Genomic DNA, 22,777 nt, shown 5'->3' with positions numbered 1-22,777 from the left:
CCAGAACCCTGGCTGCATCCTATTAGCACAATATTTAGGAAGCTACCTGCTGCAAAATAACTAAATATTCAGGCCGGATCACTTCATTTAAATCCGCATAGGGCACTTTTAATTCAGGCATTCCTTTTGCCATAGATGTTAACTCGCCTGCCGGATACACCAACACCAGACCAGACCTGTCAAAATAATAGTTATCACTCAGTTTTAACTGCTGCCGTTGAATCCCTTGCTTATTTAGCCAGCGAACATTCGCCTGATACAAGGCTTTCAGCAGTTTCTGTTCACTTCCATTTAGCATCAATTGATGCAAAGCCAGACGCTTTTTCTGTTTTAGATCAAAATTGATATATTCCGTATGAGCCATCAGCTTGGACTGATTACGAGGTAGATTGGAACTTTTTAAGGCAAAAGAAGCCAGATGAGCGCGCTGCCCCATAAATTCCACCTTGATCCACCGTTGATCCAGATAATGCGGCTCATCGGCTTTTTTAGGATTTTTCTGAATGACCTTGGTGAATGCAACAGGTTCAGTATGCTGAATGCGCTCAATAAAGTACTGATTAATCCAGTCCATATTGGTGTCTACCGTCTGCAGATCAAAGCGTACGCAGCCCACACCACTTTGACCGCTCCTTTGACCGGAATGGTCCTGGCTTCAATCTGCACATCTTGGTCTGTTTGTTCAGGGGTGGCGACCGAGCTGGATTGTGGCTGACAGCCCAGCACACCCCAACTCATCAATAAGACAGTACAGATCCTAAAAATTTCAAGCCGATTGATTTCCATTCTGAGCTCCTAAAATTTTGCAATTTCATTGACTCGACTTTTATTTATTCTAAGGCGCTCTCGTATCTAGATATAGCTGAACCTTGTAGCCTATCCAACCTCCTACTGATTACCGGTAATAAAAAAAGCAACCTGAGTCGGTTGCTTTTTTTATTCGATTCACATTGATACTTATTGATCAATGATGTCCGTACCTTTTGGCGGGGTAAAGTTAAACGTAGAGGCTGGAATACTGCTATTCACTTTTACATTGCTAAATTTGATATTGGTGGTTTGCCCTAATGAATCCTGCAAGATCATCAAACTTGGCGCTTTATTTGCTCCAAAACTAATGGTCAGGCTTTCAAAGATACCATCGGTATTTTTAGGGTATAGCGTGTAATAGGTTTTACCCTTATTTGGCTGAGTGACCCGGTAAGACTGCATAATCTGACTGGTATTTCCTGACAGCAATAACGCCGGTGTATTGGACACCTGTTCATCCAAGCTTTGACGAACTGCTTGCTGCAAATCCGGATCATAAATCCATACAGTTTTACCCGTGGTTGCAATCACCTGCTTCGACGGTGCGGTAGTTTCCCAATAGAATTTACCTGGACGCTCGACTTTCATCACGCCTTTAAAGGTCTGATTCATATGCTGTGCAGACAAGCCTTTTTTCTGGGTCGCTCTCGGATTAGTGACCTTGGTGCTTTGCTCGAAATTTGCAGTCATGCTACGCACATGATTGAGCTGTTTTACCAGACTGGCAGTTGCCTGTTGCTCCGAAGCTGCCACAGGTGCAGCAAACACGGTTGTACTCATCACCGGTGCTAAAGTCACTGCACCCAGAGCCATAGCACAGACGGTTTTACGAAGCATATTCATAATTTTACCTTTTATTTTGCAGGGTCACAATTTATTTAATAACTCATCTTAAACGAAAATTAAAAGCTAAAATGATAGAAAATAAGAACTTTTGTATTATTATTAATTCGTAACCGGTTTTTTTGTTCATCATCATGAAGATTTCAGAATAATTTTTACATTATGGAATATCGTTTAATCTGCCTGTTAATTTTCAGGCATAAAAAAACCCACAAAAATTGTGGGTTTTTTCTATTTCAGCAAATTATGCTTCAACAGACACGTAGCGACGACCAAACTGGCCTTTCACTTCGAATTTGATCACGCCGTCAGCAGTCGCGAACAAAGTATGGTCACGGCCCATACCTACGTTTTGACCAGCGTGGAATTCAGTACCACGTTGACGAACGATAATGTTACCAGCAGTCACAGTTTGACCACCGTACATTTTAACACCCAACATCTTAGGATTTGAGTCACGACCGTTTTTAGTCGAACCACCGGCTTTTTTAGTTGCCATGTCTATTTACTCCTCGTAATTAGCCTGAAATAGCTGTAATTTTCAACTCAGTGAACCATTGACGGTGACCTTGTTGTTTACGGTAGTGTTTACGACGACGCATTTTAACAATACGGATTTTGTCGTGACGACCATGGCTAACTACTTCAGCAGTTACAGTAGCGCCAGCAACAACTGGAGCACCGATCTGAATGCTTTCACCGTTAACAAGCATCAAAACGTCATCAAACGTAATGGTTGCGCCAGTTTCAGCTTTCAATAATTCTACTTTAAGGGTTTCACCCTCAATTACACGGTGCTGTTTACCACCGCTTTGGATTACTGCGTACATAATGTACTCCAAACAAGACCCGTGTCGTCGTGCCGATAAAGGAATATATCGAACTTAAGACGTACGCCACTGGGGGATATCTAAGGGCGAGGATTTTAAGGGATATTCAAAAAAACAACAAGCCATTTTACCGAAATAATAATGCCCCGTTTACGCTAATTATTTAACTATTAAATATTTTCTATCAAATCAGACACTCAAGATATATTCAGCAACAAAATGATACAGCAGCAATCTGACCCATTTGATTACTATACTCAGCCTGATGAATAGGGTGCGCCCTGACCTTTTCTGATTTTTTATGGCTCCAAATATGGAGAAATTTCTCATAAGATCTATAAAAAGCTGATTTTTAGTGGAGTTTATGCATTTCTTAGGTTTCACTCATGTTATAAATTGTTAAACTACGCCCAGCGATTTACCAGACTAGAGGTTTTCTTTCACATGACCATCGACTTTAAGCAAGACATTCTCGCTCCTGTTGCTAACGACTTTGCTGCGATGGACACATTCATTAATGAAGGAATTACCTCAAAAGTTGCGTTGGTGATGGCCGTCAGTAAGCACGTGGTGGAAGCAGGTGGCAAACGCATGCGCCCGATTATGTGTCTCCTGGCTGCCAAGGCTTGTGGTGCTGAAAATTTGGAACCACACCGTAAATTGGCTGCAATCATTGAAATGCTGCATACTGCAACACTGGTGCACGATGATGTAGTCGATGAATCCAGCCTGCGACGTGGCCGTCCGACTGCCAATGCTACCTGGAATAACCAGACCGCTGTTCTGGTCGGTGACTTTCTGATTTCACGTGCTTTTGACTTGCTGGTCGATCTGAACAATATGGTATTGCTTAAAGATTTCTCGACCGGCACCTGTGAAATTGCTGAAGGTGAAGTCCTGCAACTACAATCCCAGCATCAGCCGGAAACCACCGAAGTGACTTATTTGAATATCATTCATGGCAAGACGTCGCGCCTGTTTGAACTGGCCACCGAGGGTGCTGCCATTTTGGCAGATAAAGATGAATTCCGTCAGCCTTTAAAAACTTTTGCCGGACATTTCGGCAACGCTTTCCAGATTATCGATGATATTTTAGATTACACCTCCGACGCAGATACGCTCGGTAAAAATATCGGTGATGATCTGATGGAAGGCAAACCGACCCTGCCATTGATTGCTGCACTGAAAAATACCACCGGTGAGCAGCATGAAATCATCCGTCGCAGTATTGCAACTGGCGGTACAGAGCATCTCGAACAGGTCATTCAGATTGTCAATGAATCTGGTGCGCTGGATTATTGCCGTCAACGTGCTACAGAAGAAACTGAAACTGCCATTCATGCCTTGCAGGCATTACCTGACTCCGAATATCGTCAGGCCCTGATTAATCTGGCCAAACTGGCCCTACACCGAATTCAGTAATCTTTAAACTCGCCTATGCATATTAATTTTCTTGATCTTTTCCAAAACATGCAGTACCAGCTTGAGCAACCTCGGGCAGTACTGGATGAAAATCTTCTGATTGAACTGGTTGAACGAATCAGGCCCGAAGACAGCAGAAATACCGAAGAGATCGAAGCAAAATTCAATGCATTTATCCGGGCTTTATTACTCACCCCGAATGCGGTTGCCACGCTTCAGACCTTTACCCTGCGGATCATTAATCGCTATAAACAGACGGGTCTGTTTTCCGATACTGGCATTTTGTCTCTGGATGGATTCTGGAATCAGCTGAACCAGCGCATTGGTGCGCATATTTTGCCACTGATTCCTGACCATCAGCAGCTACAGGAACTATTCCGCAAGGTTTTTTATCATCGTACCGATAAATACTGGCTGGATTATTTTGATGCGGCAGACTGGCAGCGCTTATTTTCGATCCTGAATCAGGGACATTCTAACCAGACTGAAAAAACCCGGATTAAAGATGAGCTGATCAAGGCACTAACCATCCTGTCTTACCGAATCAGCGGTATCGGTCTGCATCCCGAATTTATTAATGCACAACCTGAACTGATGGAATATGAATCTCCTTTTCTGGTGCAGAACCGTGAGATCAACGAATTTATTCAGGAATATAAAAAACGCTACAATACGGTAGCACTAGTAGATTCAATTACCCCACCAGATGCCTCTCAAGCACTGGTGATGCTGGAACAGTGTCATGATGTGGCGGCCAAGGTGCGCCGCTCTACCAGACGGATCGGGGTCAGTGTCAGCCTGACCTATATGCTGGCATTGCTGGAACAATGTCTGGAACGGGTCGAAATTCTGCTAAATATGGTCATGGATGACGATGACCTGCGCTATCAGTCCATTGGCCTTTTTATTGCGGATATTACTGAAGCAATTTACAGTGAACGCAGTGTCCGTGCCTTATTGGCGACCAATAGTGAACTGTTAGCTTTACAGGTCACCGAAAATGCCAGCAAGACCGGTGAGCATTATGTGAGTACTGACAAGCAAGGCTTTCTGGCCATGTATAAGTCGGCCGCCGGTGCAGGTGTCATCATTGCGATCATGGCCACGCTAAAAACATTAATGGCGCGCGTTTCTATGGCCCCCTTGATGCAGGCCTTTAGCTATAGCATGAATTATTCGCTAGGCTTTATGCTGATTCATGTCCTGCATTTTACTGTTGCGACCAAACAGCCGGCGATGACAGCTGCCGCACTGGCTGCGACAGTACAACAGCGCAAGGGCTCAAAAATGGCTCAGATTGCCGAGCTCGCCGCGCTGATTGTAAATATTATTCGCACCCAGTTTGTTGCCATTTTGGGTAATATTTCAATTGCGATTCCGGTGGCCGCGCTGATTGCCCTCAGCTGGGATTATGCCCTGCATGAACCATTAATGACCCATGCCAAGGCAGCCAAAACCCTGCATGACCTGAATCCATTTACTTCTTTAGCCATTCCACATGCCGCGATTGCTGGGGTCTGTCTGTTCCTGTCCGGCTTGTTAGCAGGTTATTTTGACAATATGGCGGTCTACCGCAAGGTGGGGCCCCGCCTGAAAGCAGATGTACGTTTAGCACAGATTATGGGACAGGAACGCCTGTTGCGCTTTGCTGATTATATCGAGCGCAATCTGGGCGCGCTGGCTGGTAATTTTCTTTTTGGTATTATGCTCGGAAGTATGGGAACACTCGGTTTCATTCTGGGTCTACCGCTCGATATTCGCCACATTGCCTTTGCCTCAGCGAACTTCATTCAAGGCCTGCTCAACATCAATGGACCTGATATCGGTTTAATTGTCGTATCTTTCCTGGGGGTCTTGCTGATTGGCCTGACCAACCTGTTTGTCAGCTTCACTCTGACTATTATTGTAGCATTGCGTGCACGACGGGTTCGTTTCGAACAGTGGAAACCGTTGGCAAAACTGGTCATGACCCACTTTCTGACCCGCCCCAGTGATTTCTTCTGGCCGCCCAAGCAAACCCTTGAAATTGACGAAAATCATACATCTACAAAATCTTAAAACTGCGATAATTTTGGCCTATTTACGTCCAAATTCCTTACTAAAAAAATGGAATTCGCATAAAATACACACACTTGAAAAAAAGTGTACTGACAAGTACACTTCACTTCAGACAATGAGCCGATCTTTTATCGGTGAGAGGGACAGGGATTCTCGGCATGCCTTACTTGTTGCTTTTTGTCGGCATTTTGCTTTTATTTTTCAGTGTTTTATTTCTTAACATTGCAACCTTGAGCCAGCTGGATCTGCTCAGTGTGCAATGGATGAGTGAACATCGCACCAGAACTTTAAACCAGATTGCAACGTTCTTATCAGTGATAGGTGGCATGCCATTTGTATTATTTTTATCCACACTATGGTGTATTTATTTACTGTGGTATAAAAAGCGTACAAACATAACTTTTATATGTATCGGAATTATCGGAGGAATACTCCTAGCGTGGCTGTTGAAATTCGTCATTGCCCGACCAAGGCCACCAGCATCCCTCCATTTGGTGGAAAGCTTCGGAAGTTCTTTTCCAAGTGCCCACAGTCTGTATGCAGCCTGTCTGGGATGTCTGGCAATTTACATGCATCGGCAACATTCCCGTTATAGCATCATTGTGATGGGTGCAGGGTTATGGATGCTGATAATGGGAATTTCAAGAGTTTATCTGGGCGTACATTTTCCTTCGGATGTCATTTCTGGCTGGAGTATCAGTTTTATTTGGATTTCGTTGTGGTATATGGTCTGGATCAGATATTGCACGGCGCACAAGTAAAAAATATTTAGATAAAAATCTAATTGAGGTGGAACAATGATGTCTGCAAAGCTTTGGGCACCTGCCCTGACTGCTTGCGCATTAGCAACAAGTCTCGCACTTGTTGGTTGTAGCAAAGATCCCAAAGAGGGCCAGCAAGCTGGTGCTCAACAAAAAATGCCACCGACTGAAGTCGGTGTTCTTGTTGCACAACCGCAAAGCGTAGAGCAGTCCGTAGAGCTCTCGGGTCGTACAACAGCATTTGAAATTTCAGAAGTACGTCCGCAAGCCAGTGGCGTAGTTCTAAAACGCCTGTTTACTGAAGGCAGTTATGTACGTGAAGGTCAGGCGCTGTATGAAATCGACTCAAGCTCCAGCCGTACCACAGTAGATAATGCCCGTGCAGCGATTGCCCGTGCTGAAGCAAATCTGGGCGTATTGCGGGTCAAAGAAGGTCGCTACCGTCAACTGGTCGGTACAAATGCTATTTCGAAGCAAGAATACGATGACATCGTGGCACAGGTAAAACTAGCTGAAGCCGATTTGAATGCCACTCGTGCAAGCCTGCGTAATGCTGAAATCAACCTGGGTTATTCAACGGTACGTGCCCCGATTTCGGGTCAGACCAACCGTTCATCTGTCACCGCAGGTGCATTAGTCACTGCCAATCAGCCAGACCCGTTAGTGACGATTCAGCGTTTAGATCCTATCTATGTCGATATCAACCAATCCAGTACTGAACTTTTACGTTTACGTCAGCAATTAAGTAAAGGCGACCTGAACAGTTCAAACAATACTAAAGTCAAGTTAAAGCTTGAAGATGGCAGCACCTACCCGGTAGAAGGCCGTCTTGCCTTCTCGGATGCCAGCGTGAATCCTGAAACAGGTACAGTCACCTTACGTGCAGTATTCCCGAATAAAAACCATCTGCTTCTTCCTGGCATGTTTGCAACTGCACAGATTGTGCAGGGTGAAATCCCTAATGCTTACCTCATTCCTCTGGCAGCCCTCACCCGTACCCCTACAGGTCAGGCGATGGCGATGCTGGTCGGTGCTGATGGGAAAGTTGCATCGCGCCCAGTGACTACAGTAGGCACCCAAGGCGCTGACTGGATTGTGACAGAAGGTCTAAATCCAGGTGATAGAGTGATTGTAGACGGTATTGCGAAAGTTAAGCCTGAACAGCAAGTCATTGCTAAACCTTATCAACCTCAAGCTGCTGCGCCACAAGGTGCTGCACCAAAACAGCCTGCAGCGAGCGAGAAAAAGGCAGATGATGCTAAAGAGAAACCTGAACAAAAACCTGCTGCAAATGCATAAGGAGTAATGGTTCATGGCTCAATTCTTTATTCATCGCCCGATTTTTGCATGGGTGATCGCATTGGTAATTATGCTGGCGGGTATTCTAACCATCAGTAAAATGCCGATTGCGCAATATCCGACCATCGCTCCGCCGACCATCACCATTTCTGCAACTTATCCAGGTGCATCTGCTGAAACTGTTGAAAATACAGTAACCCAGATCATTGAGCAGCAGATGAATGGTATGGATGGATTACGTTATATTTCATCCACCAGTGCGGGTAATGGCTCTTCATCTATTGCTGTAAACTTTGAACAAGGTATAGACCCTGACCTGGCGCAAGTTCAGGTTCAAAACAAATTACAGTCTGCTACCGCGCTACTTCCTGAAGATGTACAGCGGCAGGGTGTTCGTGTCACCAAATCTGGTGCCAGCTTCTTACAGGTATTGGCTTTCTATTCACCAGATGGCACCCTGACCGCAGATGATATTAAAGACTATGTTAACTCCAATATTTCTGAACCTTTAAGTCGTGTCGAAGGTGTCGGTGAAGTTCAGGTCTTTGGTGGTTCATATGCCATGCGTATCTGGCTGGATCCAGCCAAAATGGCAAGTTTGCAAGTCACCCCAAGCGATATTGCCACCGCAATTCGCACCCAGAATGCACAGGTTGCAGTGGGTCAGCTAGGTGGTGCACCGGCAGTAAAAGGACAGGTACTGAATGCAACAGTCACAGCACAAAGCCTGTTACAAACCCCGGAACAGTTCAGCAATATTTTCCTGAAAAACACCACTTCAGGTGCTCAAGTTCGTCTAGGTGATGTAGCACGCGTTGAACTGGGTGCAGACAACTATCAGTTTGATTCCAAATTTAATGGTAAAGCGGCTGGTGGTGTAGCCATTAAACTGGCTACAGGCGCTAATGCCCTCGATACTGCAAAAGCAGTTGAAGAGCGCTTAAAACAGTTACGTCCAAACTATCCTGAAGGGATGGTGGATACGCTGGCTTTCGATACTACACCTTTCATTCAGTTATCGATTGAATCTGTGGTTCATACTCTGATTGAAGCGATTATTTTGGTCTTCCTCGTCATGTTCCTGTTCTTGCAGAACTGGCGTGCTACCATCATTCCAACCATGGCGGTTCCAGTCGTGGTATTGGGGACCTTTGCTGTCATTAATGTCTTCGGCTTCTCGATTAACACCCTGACCATGTTTGCCATGGTACTGGCGATTGGTCTTCTGGTCGATGATGCGATTGTCGTGGTCGAAAACGTGGAACGGGTAATGACGGAGGAACACCTCGATCCGGTTTCTGCAACTGAAAAGTCAATGAAACAGATTTCTGGTGCACTGATTGGTATTACCTCGGTACTGTCTGCGGTATTCGTACCGATGGCATTCTTTGGTGGTACGACCGGGGTCATTTATCGCCAGTTCTCGATTACTCTCGTGACTGCCATGGTTTTATCGCTGATTGTGGCGCTAACCTTCACTCCTGCCCTGTGTGCGACCCTGCTAAAACAGCATGATCCTAACAAGCAGGAAAGTAATGGCGTGTTTGCGCGTTTCTTCCGCTGGTTTAACAGCAGCTTTGAAAAGATGTCGGTGAAATATCAGGGCGGTGTTAACCGCATGACTCACAACAAGATCTTTTCAGGCATTATTTATGCAGTGGTACTGGGCATTATTGTTCTTATTTTCCAGAAACTGCCTTCTTCATTCCTTCCGGACGAAGACCAAGGTGTGGTTATTGCGCTGGTACAATTACCGCCAAACGCAACGCTGCAAAGAACTGACAATGTAGTCAATACCATGACTAACTACTTCCTGGAAAGCGAGAAAGATACGGTCCAGTCAGTATTTAGTGTGGCAGGCTTCTCCTTTACCGGCGTAGGTCAAAACTCAGGTCTAGCATTCATTAAATTGAAGGACTGGTCTGAACGTACCAACCCGGAAGCTCAGGTCGGTGCCATCATTCAACGTGGTATGGCACTGAACATGATCGTGCAGGATGCCTCGTACATCATGCCTTTACAGTTACCTGCAATGCCGGAACTGGGTGTGTCCGCTGGCTTTAACTTGCAGCTACAAGCAGCAAGCGGCCAGACACATGACCAGCTTCTCGCAGCCCGTAATGCTATTTTGGGCATGGCAGCACAAGATCCACGTCTGGCGGGTGTCCGTCCGAATGGTCAGGAAGATACACCGCAGTACCATGTGATTATCGATCAGGCACAGGCGGGTGCCATGGGTATCAGTATTGCTGAAATTAACACCACCATGGGCATGGCTTGGGGCGGTTCGTATATCAACGACTTCGTTGATCGCGGTCGTGTCAAGAAAGTCTATGTACAGGGTGAAGCAGATGCCCGTATGATGCCGCAAGATCTGGATAAATGGTATGTCCGTAATAATCGCGGTGAAATGATCCCATTCTCGGCATTTGCAACAGGCGAATGGACTTACGGTTCACCACGACTTGAACGTTATAATGGCGTATCCTCGATGAACATTCAGGGTACTCCGGCGCCGGGTGTCAGCTCGGGTGCAGCCATGCAGGCCATGGAAGAAATTATAGCGAAATTGCCAGAAATGGGTTTAACAGGTTTCGACTATGAATGGACAGGTCTGTCGCTGGAAGAACGTGAATCTGGTGATCAGGCTCCATTCCTGTATGCCCTGTCATTATTGATTGTATTCCTGTGTCTGGCAGCCTTGTATGAAAGCTGGTCGATTCCGTTCTCGGTGCTACTGGTGGTGCCATTGGGGATTGTGGGCGCATTATTGCTCACCTTTGGCGGGATGGTACTGTTACAGAATCCAAACCTGTCAAACAACATCTACTTCCAGGTAGCCCTTATTGCGGTCATCGGTCTTTCTGCGAAAAATGCCATCTTGATTGTCGAATTCGCTAAAGAGCTGCAAGAACAAGGTGAAGAGTTATTTGATGCGACCTTGCATGCAGCTAAAATGCGTTTACGCCCTATTATCATGACGACATTAGCCTTTGGTTTTGGTGTATTGCCGCTTGCCCTCTCTTCTGGTGCAGGTGCAGGTAGCCAGCACTCGGTGGGTTATGGCGTACTCGGTGGTGTCATCAGCTCGACCTTGTTAGGTATCTTCTTTATCCCGGTATTCTATGTGTGGATTCGAAATGTCTTTAAATACAAACCAAAAACACAAAATCAGGAGTATAAGTCGTAATGCAAAATCTATGGTCTATTACAGGTCGTAGCATTGCGGTATCTGCCCTTGCGCTTGCTTTGACTGCCTGTCAAAGCATGCGTAGTCCAGAACCCGTTGCGCATGCAAATATCCCGAGCAGCTATACCAATGCGTCTGGTGCTTCTGTAGCAGAACAGGGTTATAAAGAATTTTTTGCTGATCCGCGTTTACTGCAGGTGCTGGATTTGGCGCTGACCAATAACCGCGACCTGCGCACTGCGGCACTCAATATTCAACGTGCCCAGCAGCAGTATCAGATTAGCGAAAATAACCAGTTACCTACGATTGGTGCCAGCGGTAGTGTGTTACGTCAGGACACTTTAAATAACAGTGCCCAGAACCGTGGTCCTATCACTAGCTACAACGTGGGACTAGGGGTAACCGCATACGAACTGGACTTCTGGGGCCGTGTCCGCAGTTTGCGTGATAATGCGCTTGATACATTCTTTGCGACCCAGAGTGCACGGGATGCAACCCAGATTTCCCTGATTGGTCAGGTTGCACAAGCATGGCTCAGCTATTCTTTTGCCAATGCCAATCTGGCATTAGCGCAACAGACGCTGCAAGCCCAACTTGAATCTTACAATCTGAACAGGAAACGTTTTGATGTCGGTATCGACAGTGAACTTCCAGTACGTCAGGCGCAAATTTCAGTAGAGACAGCACGTACTGATGTTGCCAACTACCGGACTCAGGTGGCACAGGCACAAAACCTGTTAAACCTTTTGGTGGGCGAACCAGTGCCGACCAGTTTATTACCGGCACAACGCGTTACCCGTATCACCTCCAATACTGCACTAGGTGCTGGCTTGCCAAGTGATCTGCTGATCAACCGTCCGGATATCCGTGCAGCAGAATATCGCCTGTCTGCAGCAGGTGCCAATATTGCGGCGGCTCGTGCGCGCTTGTATCCGACCATCAGTCTGACCGGTTCTGCAGGCTTGGCATCGACTGATCTGGGTGATCTGTTCAAGTCTGGAAGTTTTGTCTGGTCAGTGGGTCCAAGTCTGGATATTCCTATTTTTGATTGGGGTACCCGTCAGGCCAATATCCGCATTTCTGAAACCGATCAGCAAATTGCCCTGTCAGATTACGAAAAGTCGATTCAAATCGCTTTCCGTGAAGTCAGTGATGCCCTGGCGGTTCGTCAGAATATTGGTGATCGTCTTGCAGCTCAGCGTCGTCTGGTCGAAGCGACCAATACGACCTATCGTTTGTCACTCGCACGTTTCCGTGCCGGGATTGACAGCTATCTGAGCGTACTGGATGCACAGCGTGCATCTTATGCAGCAGAACAAGGTTTGTTATTGCTTGAACAGGCCAATCTGAACAATCAGGTTGAAGTCTATAAGAGTTTGGGTGGCGGCTTAAAAGTCAATACGGCGGATATTGTGCCGAATCCACCGTCTGTGTCTGAGCAGCACCGTGCGGCCGAACAGCAAGCGCAATAAATTCCAAACAGATCCAGAAAAGCTCACTTCGGTGAGCTTTTTTTATTGCATTTTCAAGGCAGTTTTCCTATTGTCATAGTCCAGCGATTTATTTAGAAAACATGCACATGTTACTTAGCAATCTGGAATCTGTACCGGGACATACTATTCGCCAGCAAATTGATGTGGTTTATGGCAGTACCGTACGCAGCAAACATGTCGGGCGTGACTTACTGGCCGGGCTGAAAAATATTGTGGGTGGTGAGCTCACCGCCTATACTGAACTACTGGAAGAATCCCGTCAGGAAGCCATGAACCGCATGATTGAAAAAGCCCGTAGTATGGGTGCCAATGCGATTGTCGGTATTCGTTTTTCGACTTCCAATATTGCCCAAGGTGCGTCTGAACTCTTTGTGTATGGTACAGCTGTAATGGTTGATCCGGTCATGCCAAAATTACCCGACCCTTTTCCACAGGCAGATTAAAGCATGGATGGTTTAATTCTCCAGATCGTCATTTTTGCCATTCTGTTTAGTGTCGGTTTTGGGTTTGGTCGTTATAACGAACGTAAACATTTTCGCTACCTGGATGAACAGGAACAACGGCTGGCTTATATCCGGGTGAACAATAGCCGCTTCATGGTGTCTGAACATTCTGGACAGATGATCAGCAGCAATGTCGTCATCTCCCATGATTATTTTAAATATGCGATTGCCAATGTGCAAAATATGCTCGGTGGCCGGCTGACCAGCTATGAAAGCGTGGTAGAACGTGCACGACGTGAAGCAATTGTACGATTAAAACTCGAAGCCGAAAAAATCGGGGCGACCCAGATTATGGGGATTCGGCTCAGCACCACTGAGCTTGGCATGCATGGTGGCATGGTGGAAGTCTTTGCTTATGGCACTGCCATACAACAAGCTGCTTGATCTATCTAAACGTCCGTCCAGAAACTATCTATTGAGCTGATCCATGCCATGCTACACGATCCACGTAGTCAAATTACTGAACGTGGATCAGCTGACTGCTTTAAAGATGAAATAGCGCAGTAGACGTGATTGCGTCTGACCCTCAAGCCGCTGGAATCGGCTTTATTCCCATTCATTCTATGCTAGGATATTAAGAAGTCAGCAGAATAAATATAAATAATATGATGCAGTTCCTTCAGTCTATAAAAACGGCGCTTCAATCTCATCTGTATTTCTTTATTACTTTCCCGACCATCATTGTATTTTATCTGATTTTACAGACAGTCACCCCTTTGAGCTGGTCAAGCTGCCTATTAATCAGCTGGAATATCGCTATTTACGCTTATTTATTATTGACCATAACAAAACTCTGGCATATTGATCATACTCATATTCTGCAACGCGCCATGCAACAGGATGCCAGTAAATGGATCATTTTATTTCTGGTGATCATTACTCTGATCATGTGTTTTATTGCGATTATTATTGAAATTAATCATTTACCCAAAGACACCCTGATTCGATCCGGCCATTTAATATTGTCAGTTATCACCATCATTTCAGCCTGGTTCTTTATGCATACGATTTTTGCTATTCATTATACGCATGACTTTTATCTGGCTCTTGAAAAATGCCAACAAGGTGGACTGGATTTTCCAAATACCGCCAGACCGACTTATCCGGACTTTCTATATTTTAGTTATATCATCGGGACTTCTGCTCAAACTGCAGATGTATCCATTACTTGCCAATCCATGCGAGTCTTAAACACCCTACACTTACTTTTGGCCTATGGATTCAATACCACCATTCTGGCCATCAGTATTAATGTCACGGCAAACTTTATCAGTACTTAAAATAAAGTTTTTGGGATAGTGGCAGTACACTAAAAATTGCGATCTACTGCCCAATCAACTCCCCCTACTCGGCATCTACCTGAGCAGTGTTTAAATCAGGTCAAGCACACTTTTACATTGCTTCAAGCGATCAGGCTTTTACGCAATTCATCTTCGACGATGCTGAGTTCGATTTCACTAAATTTACGAATCTCACCTTCAGCATGCTTTTCTAACATCCCACCCAACAAAGGCACTTTGACTTTAACCGTCCAGTTTAGCTGGAACTGGATCTGGTCTTCATCTCCTGTGACCGCACGCTGACAGATGGCCTCGATCGGCAAGTTCGCACCCAGTTGTACCGTTGAGGTCATTTCATTCAGATCACTGACATCGGTACGCTGCAAACGGAATGCATCTTTTAGTAATTTTTTTGCCATATCCGGAATATTGATATCCAGATTATAAGCACGCTTCAGGGTATACATATGCCCCTGCTTTTCCGAAACCAGGATTTCCAGATTTTGGGCAGGAATTCGATGGCAGACCGCCTCGTGCAAACGGATATCATTGGCCAAACGCTTAAATTCATCAATAGACACGCCATTGATAGTTGCTTTCACGGTAAACTGATGTGCCATGCTATTTTCCTTATTTTTATTAACTTATTCGCCTGCGCCACTCCCGACTGCTGCGAATAAAAATCAAATACAGAGATGATTCTGCAATTTATATCAACTCTATAGTGCATGTCATTATTCTTTTATCGGGAAATACCGACAATCCGGTCAATGTTTGCAACATAGTTTTGCAAAGAGCTGTGTCTGTCCACAGCTAATCTGTAGCTGCGCTTCGCCATAACAGATCACGGCATGAAACTCTTCGGCACCATCGTCCAGACCCGAACTAAAGTATTCAGTACCGGATGGAAAGTCTTGTAACCAGCCAGCCTTATAGAAATCTGAGACCGAATCAAATTGTAAATAAAGTTCAGGCTCAGCTTCGATCTTCATTGCCAGAGCAATAAACTTCTGTAATTGTGCTTGATGAAAATCGATGATCATCGCGTTTCTGCCTCTTGAGTCCGAAATGACGACTCGCCAGTTTTAAACATTTTCAAACCATCATCTCACGAATAGCTCTGTGCAGTTTTGACCTCTTGCCCAGGATTGAATGAAACATAGCAAGGTCAGTAAAAACCAGAGTTAATTTAATACAAACCAGGATACGCTTATGGCGCAGGAAAAAACCAAGTAGAAAGCATGTATTTTCTGGCAGAAAATGGGAATCACTTGAGTGGACAGTCTAAGATATTCAATATTAGAAAATGACTGAAAGTTGTGTTTCTAAGCACAGTCCGAATGTAAAAGATCAGTGCGGATTTCCTGCCGGTGCTCCTCTTCAAAACGGTCTACATGCGCATAAAATATCCCATAGCGACCGACATAGTATTCCAATGACTGATCGTAAAAATTCCAGAAAATTGACCATTCACCTAAATCCATCTGACGAATCTGGGTACCACTATGCATTGGCATCTTTTGTAATACTTCCTGCTGTAACTGTTCAGCCTGTGTCCGATTCTCAATATGCACCTGTCGTTGAAAGAACAGCTGTGCCACATCGTCAAACAGTTCCAGTTCATAGGCATCCACCTGATGCACCTGCTGTTCTTGCTCAGTGACCGTATGCTCTGTGATACTAGAAATCTGTGCCGGTTTTTCTGAACGCTGACGAGCCAGATGGCGCTGAGCTTTATACATCTTTCTGCCGACGCTCCAGGCAGCATTCAATATAAATAAAACACATAACAAGAGCAGGAGTTTCAGCATGGTTGATCATCTCATGTGACTGATTTTATTTTTATGGTAGTAGGCTCAGTATTTATTTAAATAGTCCCCTTTGATTCAGCATACGTCTATTTTTTATACAGCGCAAATTTAAGGCTTATTTTTATAATTTATCTTCTTTTCTGGATCATTTTCATCCCAGCCTGAAGCTGTAATTTTATTTTGAAATTTAATTTACTTTGATCTTTATCTTCATCATGAAACTCAGGCACCTGAGATAAACAAAAAAGATAAATCAATAACCGAATTGATCTTCATATGTATAAAATCACAGCAAAGATTCTCAAAAAACTACAATTTTGTTCTATTTTTTACCCTGAGCTTTTTTATCAAATAAACCTTCGTTCTAAATGTTCGAGCAAATGAATAAAATTATGATTCGTGAAGGGAAGGTTGAAGATATACCACAAATTATTCAGGTGATTCATGACAGCATTCAGTCCTGTGTTCTGGATCATCAGCGTGAAGCCAGCAAAATTCAAACCTGGCTAGAAAAATTTAATCATGCCAGCCTGATTGTCGATATGCTTTATAACGATTGTTGGGTTTACCTGGTGCACGACAAGGTGGTCGGGTTCTTATTGGTCAGTGATGCTGGAGAAATCCGGATGCATTATGTCGCACCACATTGCCAGGGACTTGGATTTGGCACCCAGTTGTTTCATCAGATGCATCACTCATTATTAAAGAAAAAAATTTATCAGATTGAAATACAGCCTACCCAAACTGCCTTAAGTTATTATCAACACTGCGGTTTTCATCCCCATTCTTCTGCCTCAGAAGATGCATCGCGTTATCTGTATAAATATGTTTTTTGATCGGCCTCTTTCTCGATTTTCAACTGATCACGCCCGGCCTGTTTGGCAGCATAGAGCTGCATATCTGCAGCTTTCATCAATTCATGAATATCTGCATAAGCATGTTTTTGGGTAACCCAGGCCGCGCCTATACTGACCGTGACATAATCTTTCGCATCTGGCCGATTCAGGTGCTCCATGTGCTGCTCCCGAATCTGGTCTAATACATTTTCCAGATTTTGCAGAGCAGTTTGAGCTGGTATTCCGCTGAGCAAAATTGCAAACTCTTCGCCGCCATAACGTGCCAGATAACCCGACGGCGGCAAGGTTTCCTGCATAATCCTGACCAGCTCTTTCAGAACGTCATCCCCCTTTAAGTGACCATAATGATCATTATAGTTTTTAAAATAATCGACATCGAGCATGGCAAAAATCAGCGTATGTTGCGGCTGTTGCTGGGTCTGCAAAAACTGCCGTTGGATTTCATGATTTAAGGCACGCCGATTAAAGGCTCCGGTCAGTGCATCAGTATTCATCTGCTGCTCCAGTTTGGCATTCAGTTCATGCAGCTGCTGGGTACGTTCTTTGACTTTTTGATCGAGTGAATTGTTGAGCGCGATCAGATTCAGGTTCAGCTGTTCAGTCTCATAAGTTTGATGTGCATAATGCCTGGACTGTTGAAACATGATTAATGACACATAGACACTGGTTGAAATAAAGAACAGATGTGTCGTTTTAATCACATTGATCAGCAATAGATAATCATTCAAAAAGGTTAAACTGAGGAAAATAATCGCAATCAGATTTAAACGCGAATAATGTTCTTTATAACGTAAGGTCTGATCAAAGCCATATATAAAATTGCCAATGATCACCACAGCATAGATCGCACTAAACAGCGCCAGACGTTCAAATATCTCCGGGGAGGCAAATAGGGTGATGCAGATGTTAAAAACCAGTAATGCGACAGCGATATAATAAACCACCGGATTGAGATAGCGCCGATTAAACAGATGCATATAACTAAGGAAAAAGAATGATGCGAGAAAAGTAAACAGATACTCTAAGCGGGTTCCCCACAACCAGTTGATATTGGTAAATACTGAATAGGCATAGGGCGCAGAAAACAGGTTATGCAGGGCCAAAAAGACAATAAACCAGCCAAAAACAAAGATACTTTTACTGTTGCGTTCTCGCGATCCCCTGAATATCGAAAATAGAATGGTAAACACCCCTACCCCAAGTACCGCACCACATACCATGGCAATACTCATCATGAGCTGCTGGAATTGGCGATCGATTGTAGCGGCTCTGCCGATCTGCATCGGTCGTTCGAGGCCGCCATGCAAATGAGTATAATTCGAAGCCTGAATACTTAAGGCAATATACTCATTGTCTGCAACGAAATAGCCGATACGTGGCGCTTTTTCAGTCACCTGTTTGTCAGGTGTGGTACTGATTTCCCCGAGCCGTACAATAAACTGTCCATTGACATATACCCGATAGGCACCGTATTGGGTTGGAATCCGGATCGCAATCCGTCGTCCGAGAAATTCTTTCGGAATTTTAAAATAACCAATAAATGTCCCATAGCCAGCATTTGAGCCTGCCAGAGTTTTAAAAGAGGCTGGCAATTCAACTATTTTTGACTGAAGGACAGAGCTAGGCTGGACAATAAACTGGTTCGGATAAAATAACCATTTTCCCTGCAAAGAGCTGCTGCTATGTTCGGTAAAATGGACTTCAGTAGTATGTTCCTGAGAGGGCTGCTGAAATGAAGGCGACGCAAGTTCATCCTGAGCGATTGCTGAACTTGTTATGCAAGTCAACCAGCTAAAGGTCCAGACAAATACGATAAAATAGACATTCCTTATCAATTTATACAAATACGTTATATCTCAATAAAATTCTTTATTATTCTTATAATTTACAAGGAATATGTATGATTTCAAATATTTTTTTTGTAGCTTTTCCGGCACAGTCTACTTTCAGGCGACTGCACCGGAACCAACCTAAATATTTTAATAAAAAGTAATATTTAAATTAATAAACTTAGATCATTTTAGTCACGTGTTTTTACGTCAAACAATTCAATTTCAAAAATCAGGTTCGAATTGGCTGGAATGACTTTACCCATTTTACGTTCGCCATAGGCCAAATGTGCAGGCACCATCAGTTTACGCTTGCCACCGACTTTCATTCCCAGAATCCCCTGATCCCAGCCTTTGATCACACGGCCTGTACCAATCACGGTTTCAAAATAGTTACCACGATCAATAGAAGAGTCAAATTTAGTTCCATCTTCCAGCCAGCCAGTATAGTGCGTGGTAATTAAGGCACCTTTCACGGCTTCTTTGCCTTCTCCCACCACCAGATCAATGATTTCTAATTCTGTGGTCATCGCCAATATCCTTTCTTGCAAATAGCACTAGTATAAACAGGATTGAGCTAAATTCCTTGGCCTTTAGCTTCAATAGATCAAAAGCTGAGTTTCTGAATCTTCTTATCCTGTAATAAATACTGGGTTAATTTCTGATGATTTTTAGCTGACCCCATCAGGATCCAGCGGCCTGTAATCTGCTGGTCGATTTTTTTCTGGCTGGAATGAATCACTTTTAACTTGTATTGTTTAAACAGTTTTTCATAATGTTCCGGCTCATGCTGCTCAAAAGGACAGACAATTTCGTAGTTACGTTCATGATTCAGATGCTCGATACCACGTTGCACATAGACCAATAGGACCAGTACGATCAGCACGATCACCGTTGCCCAAATACTTAACAGCTCATAACCCGCACCGACTGCCATGCCCAGTGCAGCTGTCATCCAGATCGTGGTTGCAGTGGTAATACCAGAAATCCGGTTATCATCTTTTAAAATTACTCCGGCTCCCAGAAAACCCAAGCCAGTTAAAACATTGGCTGCCAGACGGTCAGGGTTGTCCACGCCGATTTTTAAAGAAATAATGGTAAACAGACAGGAACTCAGACTGACTATGATCATGGTGCGCAGTCCGGCAGATTTACTGTGATATTCCCGTTCTGCCCCAATGATTGCACCAATCACGACTGCTAATAGCAACTCATAAAGTTCATGATACATGCTTCATCCAGAGAACTTATTTTTCTCTCCAGATATACGAAATAGTGAGGCAAGGATACAAGTCCGGACTTGCATCCTTATTTGGACTTATTGTAACTGCTCCCACTCCACAATTACTTGGCCCTGATCACCAATCAAGGTCCATTCACCGTCCATCACATTTAACTGTAACTGCATGGTACGGGCGCATAATTGTGGCAATGCGTCAGTGGTTGCAGTAGATAATTTCCACACTTCTACATTTTTTAAGGTTTTGAGTTTGCTGCTGCGCTTATACCACTCGCCCACCGCAGAACCATAGGTTATCACTGCAACCTGCTTGCAACGTGCACTGGCTTTTTTGACTTTATCTTCATCCGGACTACCAACCTCAATCCATTTGACCAGTTGACCAGTCAGATCTTTTTCCCACAGCGCCGGTTCATCCGTTTCAAACAGATCCTTGGTAAATTCTAGCGCTTCATCAGCATAACGTGCATAAGCTAGGATACGCACCATCAGGCGTTCAATGGTTTCCGAAGGATGCAGTGCCATCGTCAGTTGATAGTCTGCATAACGATGCGTATCCATATCTGCAATATTCAAATCAACTTTATAAATCGTCGCTTTTAACGCCATCACACAATCCTCAAATTTGGCGCCTAGCATATAAGATTTAGCACAATTTTGCTGAACAGATTTAGGCCAAAAACTTATTCAGCGCACTAGAAACAGTGCCATTATTTTTCCGGATCAATACGACATTGCATCAAGGCAGTTTCAAATGACAGCCAGTCTTTGGACTGTTGATAAATCACTTCTAACCGGTTATCAATGCCTTCATCGACTGACTGATAATTGAACTGCTCCGGATTGAAATTGAAACTTTTCCAGCCCTGATCGGTATGGAAAATCCCCTTGATTCTAAGCCAGTCTTTTTGTTCACACAGCAGATCCAGCAGATCATAAAAATTAAACTGCCAGCGTTTTGGCAATTTCCAGCCTGCGACCTGATATCCCTGGGCACTTTCTACATAATGATAAGGCATCTGTTGAATGACTACGGAAGTATCTGCGGACGGGATCATCTGTTGCTGTTTTAACAAGGGCTGGATCTTACGGGCCGAACCCTGATAATCCTGCTTGATCTGTTCAATATTGAGCTGCCCCTGCTCAGTTAGCAGCCACTGTTGGGCATAAGGTTGATATTCTGCCTGAAGTTGTGCGAGCGCTGCGGCTGTCATCAAATCAGTATGTGAAATCACCACGATCTTCGCTGCTTTGAGTTGGTCTGCATATAGGTTTTGCTGAGTCCAGTCCCGGTCATGCAAGCGCGAACCGTCCACTACAGTGACTAAGGCCTGCATGTTTAAGTGGTTATGCCAGTGTGGCTCGGTCAGTTGTTCCAGTAATTGTCCAGGATGCCCCAGTCCGGTAGGCTCAATAAATAGCCGATCCGGTTTAACTTCTGACAGCAGGCGTGACAAGGCAATCTGCATCGGCAACTGGCTACTGCAACATAGACAACCGCCCAGCAGCTCTTTGACCGCATAACCTTGATCTTGTGGCAATAACTGCTGGTCTACGCCAATCTGGCCAAATTCATTCATCAGTACTGCCCAGATTTCCTGTTCCGGTTTCTGCTGCAATAAATGTTTGAGTAGTGTGGTTTTACCTGCACCCAAAAATCCGGAAATGATATGTACAGGAATAGCCTGCGATGCTGACAGAATTTTCAAAATCGGCTCTCAAGAGATTGAATAGAAATGGCAATGCTCGGCATTATAAAGCACAGCCGGATTATAAAATGCGTCTTCTTCGCAAACCTGCCCTTAAAAACAACAGAAAGAAAAATCAATGGAATGATCCAGAATCATCAATTTGCTATGTTAATTTTTATTTCAAATTTATTTTTTGAAATATTCATACACATTTTCATTAAATAAAACTTCGCATAATTAACAGAAATAAAACAACTCTCCAAGTTTTGTATCTACTCAGTTATTCTCTACGTGTCGCTTTTGTTAATTGATTTGCTCCGTAAAAATTCAGTGCTTAGGATGGGCATCTGTCGAATTGATGTGATGGTCAGTTCGGCGGATTACATGACATGAATAAAAGGATGCCAAAAATGAAATATACACAAATCTTACTTGCCACTACGCTTGCTGCTGCTGCAGCTACCAGTTTTGCTGACAGCAAAACCACAGATGCAAAAACAACCACTGAAGAAAAAGTGGTAGTAAGCACCCAGGAATTACCTGAATCAAATGCCCCGGTTGCAGGTGCATCCGCAGAGCAGCCTGCTGCATCTGAAGCAGCTGCGTCTAAAGCTACTGCAGAAACTACGACACCTGCAAAACCTGCTGCACGTTAAGTCATTAAACGACTCGTTTAATCCTATAAAGATATTCGTGGCAGTACTTCTCCAGTAGGCTTTGTCCTATACTGTCCCGATATTCTTCGATGCTGAATCATGCTTGATGCTGGTTCAGCATTTTTATTGTACAAAACCCATTTATCACTATAGTCAAAACTAATCACAGAATTAATAGCAGCTATTAATTTTTTATTAATTTAA

At 44.2% G+C, this 22,777-nt stretch carries 22 protein-coding genes and 1 pseudogene; 11 read left to right on the top strand and 12 right to left on the bottom strand.

Going from position 1 to position 22,777, the window contains the following annotated elements; genetic code table 11:
* Positions 1 to 34: 34 nt before the first annotated feature.
* From KUG37_RS01205 to rplU, 4 genes and pseudogenes are all read right to left on the bottom strand, one after another.
* Positions 35 to 786 (bottom strand): annotated as a pseudogene (locus tag KUG37_RS01205) (RsiV family protein).
* 171 nt (positions 787 to 957) lie between these two features.
* Positions 958 to 1,653: an outer membrane lipoprotein chaperone LolA gene (gene lolA / locus KUG37_RS01200; protein ID WP_216933812.1), complete on the bottom strand. Its 696-nt coding sequence runs from the start codon at positions 1,651 to 1,653 to the stop codon at positions 958 to 960.
* A gap of 244 nt (positions 1,654 to 1,897) precedes the next feature.
* The gene (gene rpmA, locus KUG37_RS01195; RefSeq protein WP_216933811.1) at positions 1,898 to 2,152 is read right to left on the bottom strand and encodes a 50S ribosomal protein L27; all 255 of its coding nucleotides are present in this window, start codon (positions 2,150 to 2,152) and stop codon (positions 1,898 to 1,900) included.
* Between the two features lie 19 nt (positions 2,153 to 2,171).
* Positions 2,172 to 2,483 carry a 50S ribosomal protein L21 gene (rplU, locus tag KUG37_RS01190; protein ID WP_053579798.1) on the bottom strand — a complete coding sequence of 104 codons (312 nt, stop codon included), beginning with the start codon at positions 2,481 to 2,483 and terminating at the stop codon, positions 2,172 to 2,174.
* Between the two features lie 444 nt (positions 2,484 to 2,927).
* On the opposite strand from rplU, the gene sdsA reads away from it, so the two are divergent.
* The 9 genes from sdsA to KUG37_RS01145 all read left to right on the top strand — a co-directional run bounded on the left by sdsA (position 2,928) and on the right by KUG37_RS01145 (position 14,489).
* Positions 2,928 to 3,905 carry an All-trans-nonaprenyl-diphosphate synthase gene (gene sdsA / locus KUG37_RS01185; protein WP_216933810.1) on the top strand — a complete coding sequence of 326 codons (978 nt, stop codon included), beginning with the start codon at positions 2,928 to 2,930 and terminating at the stop codon, positions 3,903 to 3,905.
* A 15-nt stretch (positions 3,906 to 3,920) separates the two neighbouring features.
* The gene (locus KUG37_RS01180; RefSeq protein ID WP_216933809.1) at positions 3,921 to 5,963 is read left to right on the top strand and encodes a site-specific recombinase; all 2,043 of its coding nucleotides are present in this window, start codon (positions 3,921 to 3,923) and stop codon (positions 5,961 to 5,963) included.
* Between the two features lie 158 nt (positions 5,964 to 6,121).
* Complete coding sequence (locus tag KUG37_RS01175) at positions 6,122 to 6,724, top strand: phosphatase PAP2 family protein (protein WP_216933808.1); 603 nt, start codon at positions 6,122 to 6,124, stop codon at positions 6,722 to 6,724.
* A 36-nt stretch (positions 6,725 to 6,760) separates the two neighbouring features.
* Positions 6,761 to 8,023: an efflux RND transporter periplasmic adaptor subunit gene (locus tag KUG37_RS01170; protein ID WP_216933807.1), complete on the top strand. Its 1,263-nt coding sequence runs from the start codon at positions 6,761 to 6,763 to the stop codon at positions 8,021 to 8,023.
* A gap of 13 nt (positions 8,024 to 8,036) precedes the next feature.
* Positions 8,037 to 11,213, top strand: coding sequence for an efflux RND transporter permease subunit (locus tag KUG37_RS01165; RefSeq protein WP_216933805.1), 3,177 nt, complete (start codon positions 8,037 to 8,039; stop codon positions 11,211 to 11,213).
* Positions 11,213 to 12,685 (top strand): multidrug efflux RND transporter AdeIJK outer membrane channel subunit AdeK, encoded by a 1,473-nt coding sequence (gene adeK / locus KUG37_RS01160; protein WP_216933803.1) that lies wholly within the window; start codon positions 11,213 to 11,215, stop codon positions 12,683 to 12,685. The genes KUG37_RS01165 and adeK overlap by 1 nt, the downstream gene beginning before the upstream one ends.
* 107 nt (positions 12,686 to 12,792) lie before the next feature.
* The gene (locus KUG37_RS01155) at positions 12,793 to 13,149 is read left to right on the top strand and encodes a YbjQ family protein (RefSeq protein ID WP_216933801.1); all 357 of its coding nucleotides are present in this window, start codon (positions 12,793 to 12,795) and stop codon (positions 13,147 to 13,149) included.
* Positions 13,150 to 13,152: 3 nt separating this feature from the next.
* A complete protein-coding gene (locus tag KUG37_RS01150; RefSeq protein ID WP_216940099.1) occupies positions 13,153 to 13,593 on the top strand; it encodes a YbjQ family protein in 441 nt (146 codons plus the stop codon).
* Between the two features lie 221 nt (positions 13,594 to 13,814).
* Complete coding sequence (locus KUG37_RS01145; protein WP_216933797.1) at positions 13,815 to 14,489, top strand: DUF1345 domain-containing protein; 675 nt, start codon at positions 13,815 to 13,817, stop codon at positions 14,487 to 14,489.
* Between the two features lie 122 nt (positions 14,490 to 14,611).
* On the opposite strand, the gene KUG37_RS01140 is transcribed toward KUG37_RS01145, so the two are convergent.
* From KUG37_RS01140 to KUG37_RS01130, 3 genes are all read right to left on the bottom strand, one after another.
* Positions 14,612 to 15,109 (bottom strand): DUF2505 family protein, encoded by a 498-nt coding sequence (locus KUG37_RS01140; protein WP_216933794.1) that lies wholly within the window; start codon positions 15,107 to 15,109, stop codon positions 14,612 to 14,614.
* 147 nt (positions 15,110 to 15,256) lie between these two features.
* A complete protein-coding gene (locus tag KUG37_RS01135; RefSeq protein WP_216933792.1) occupies positions 15,257 to 15,532 on the bottom strand; it encodes a hypothetical protein in 276 nt (91 codons plus the stop codon).
* A gap of 282 nt (positions 15,533 to 15,814) precedes the next feature.
* On the bottom strand, positions 15,815 to 16,300 hold the full coding sequence (locus KUG37_RS01130) for a hypothetical protein (protein WP_216933790.1): 486 nt from the start codon (positions 16,298 to 16,300) through the stop codon (positions 15,815 to 15,817).
* A 368-nt stretch (positions 16,301 to 16,668) separates the two neighbouring features.
* Here KUG37_RS01130 and KUG37_RS01125 point away from each other — a divergent pair, with 368 nt between their 5' ends.
* Complete coding sequence (locus KUG37_RS01125) at positions 16,669 to 17,136, top strand: GNAT family N-acetyltransferase (protein ID WP_216933788.1); 468 nt, start codon at positions 16,669 to 16,671, stop codon at positions 17,134 to 17,136.
* On the opposite strand, the gene KUG37_RS01120 is transcribed toward KUG37_RS01125, so the two are convergent.
* From KUG37_RS01120 to KUG37_RS01100, 5 genes are all read right to left on the bottom strand, one after another.
* Complete coding sequence (locus KUG37_RS01120) at positions 17,112 to 18,944, bottom strand: diguanylate cyclase (protein WP_216940111.1); 1,833 nt, start codon at positions 18,942 to 18,944, stop codon at positions 17,112 to 17,114. The two genes, KUG37_RS01125 and KUG37_RS01120, sit on opposite strands and share 25 nt — an antisense overlap.
* 233 nt (positions 18,945 to 19,177) lie before the next feature.
* On the bottom strand, positions 19,178 to 19,516 hold the full coding sequence (locus KUG37_RS01115; RefSeq protein ID WP_216933786.1) for an FKBP-type peptidyl-prolyl cis-trans isomerase: 339 nt from the start codon (positions 19,514 to 19,516) through the stop codon (positions 19,178 to 19,180).
* A 77-nt stretch (positions 19,517 to 19,593) separates the two neighbouring features.
* The gene (locus tag KUG37_RS01110) at positions 19,594 to 20,217 is read right to left on the bottom strand and encodes an MgtC/SapB family protein (protein WP_216933784.1); all 624 of its coding nucleotides are present in this window, start codon (positions 20,215 to 20,217) and stop codon (positions 19,594 to 19,596) included.
* 87 nt (positions 20,218 to 20,304) lie between these two features.
* Entirely contained in the window at positions 20,305 to 20,835 is a 531-nt protein-coding gene (locus tag KUG37_RS01105) for a YaeQ family protein (RefSeq protein ID WP_216933782.1), read from the bottom strand.
* A gap of 101 nt (positions 20,836 to 20,936) precedes the next feature.
* On the bottom strand, positions 20,937 to 21,935 hold the full coding sequence (locus KUG37_RS01100; protein WP_216933780.1) for a GTP-binding protein: 999 nt from the start codon (positions 21,933 to 21,935) through the stop codon (positions 20,937 to 20,939).
* Between the two features lie 392 nt (positions 21,936 to 22,327).
* On the opposite strand from KUG37_RS01100, the gene KUG37_RS01095 reads away from it, so the two are divergent.
* On the top strand, positions 22,328 to 22,573 hold the full coding sequence (locus KUG37_RS01095; protein WP_216933778.1) for a hypothetical protein: 246 nt from the start codon (positions 22,328 to 22,330) through the stop codon (positions 22,571 to 22,573).
* The last annotated feature ends 204 nt before the right edge of the window (positions 22,574 to 22,777 follow it).

This window comes from Acinetobacter sp. BY419 (genome assembly GCF_019038395.1).
In the GTDB taxonomy this organism is placed as follows: Bacteria; Pseudomonadota; Gammaproteobacteria; order Pseudomonadales; family Moraxellaceae; genus Acinetobacter.
The sequence above is the reverse complement of the archived record's forward strand: the minus strand, read 5'-3'. Positions and strand labels throughout refer to the sequence as shown.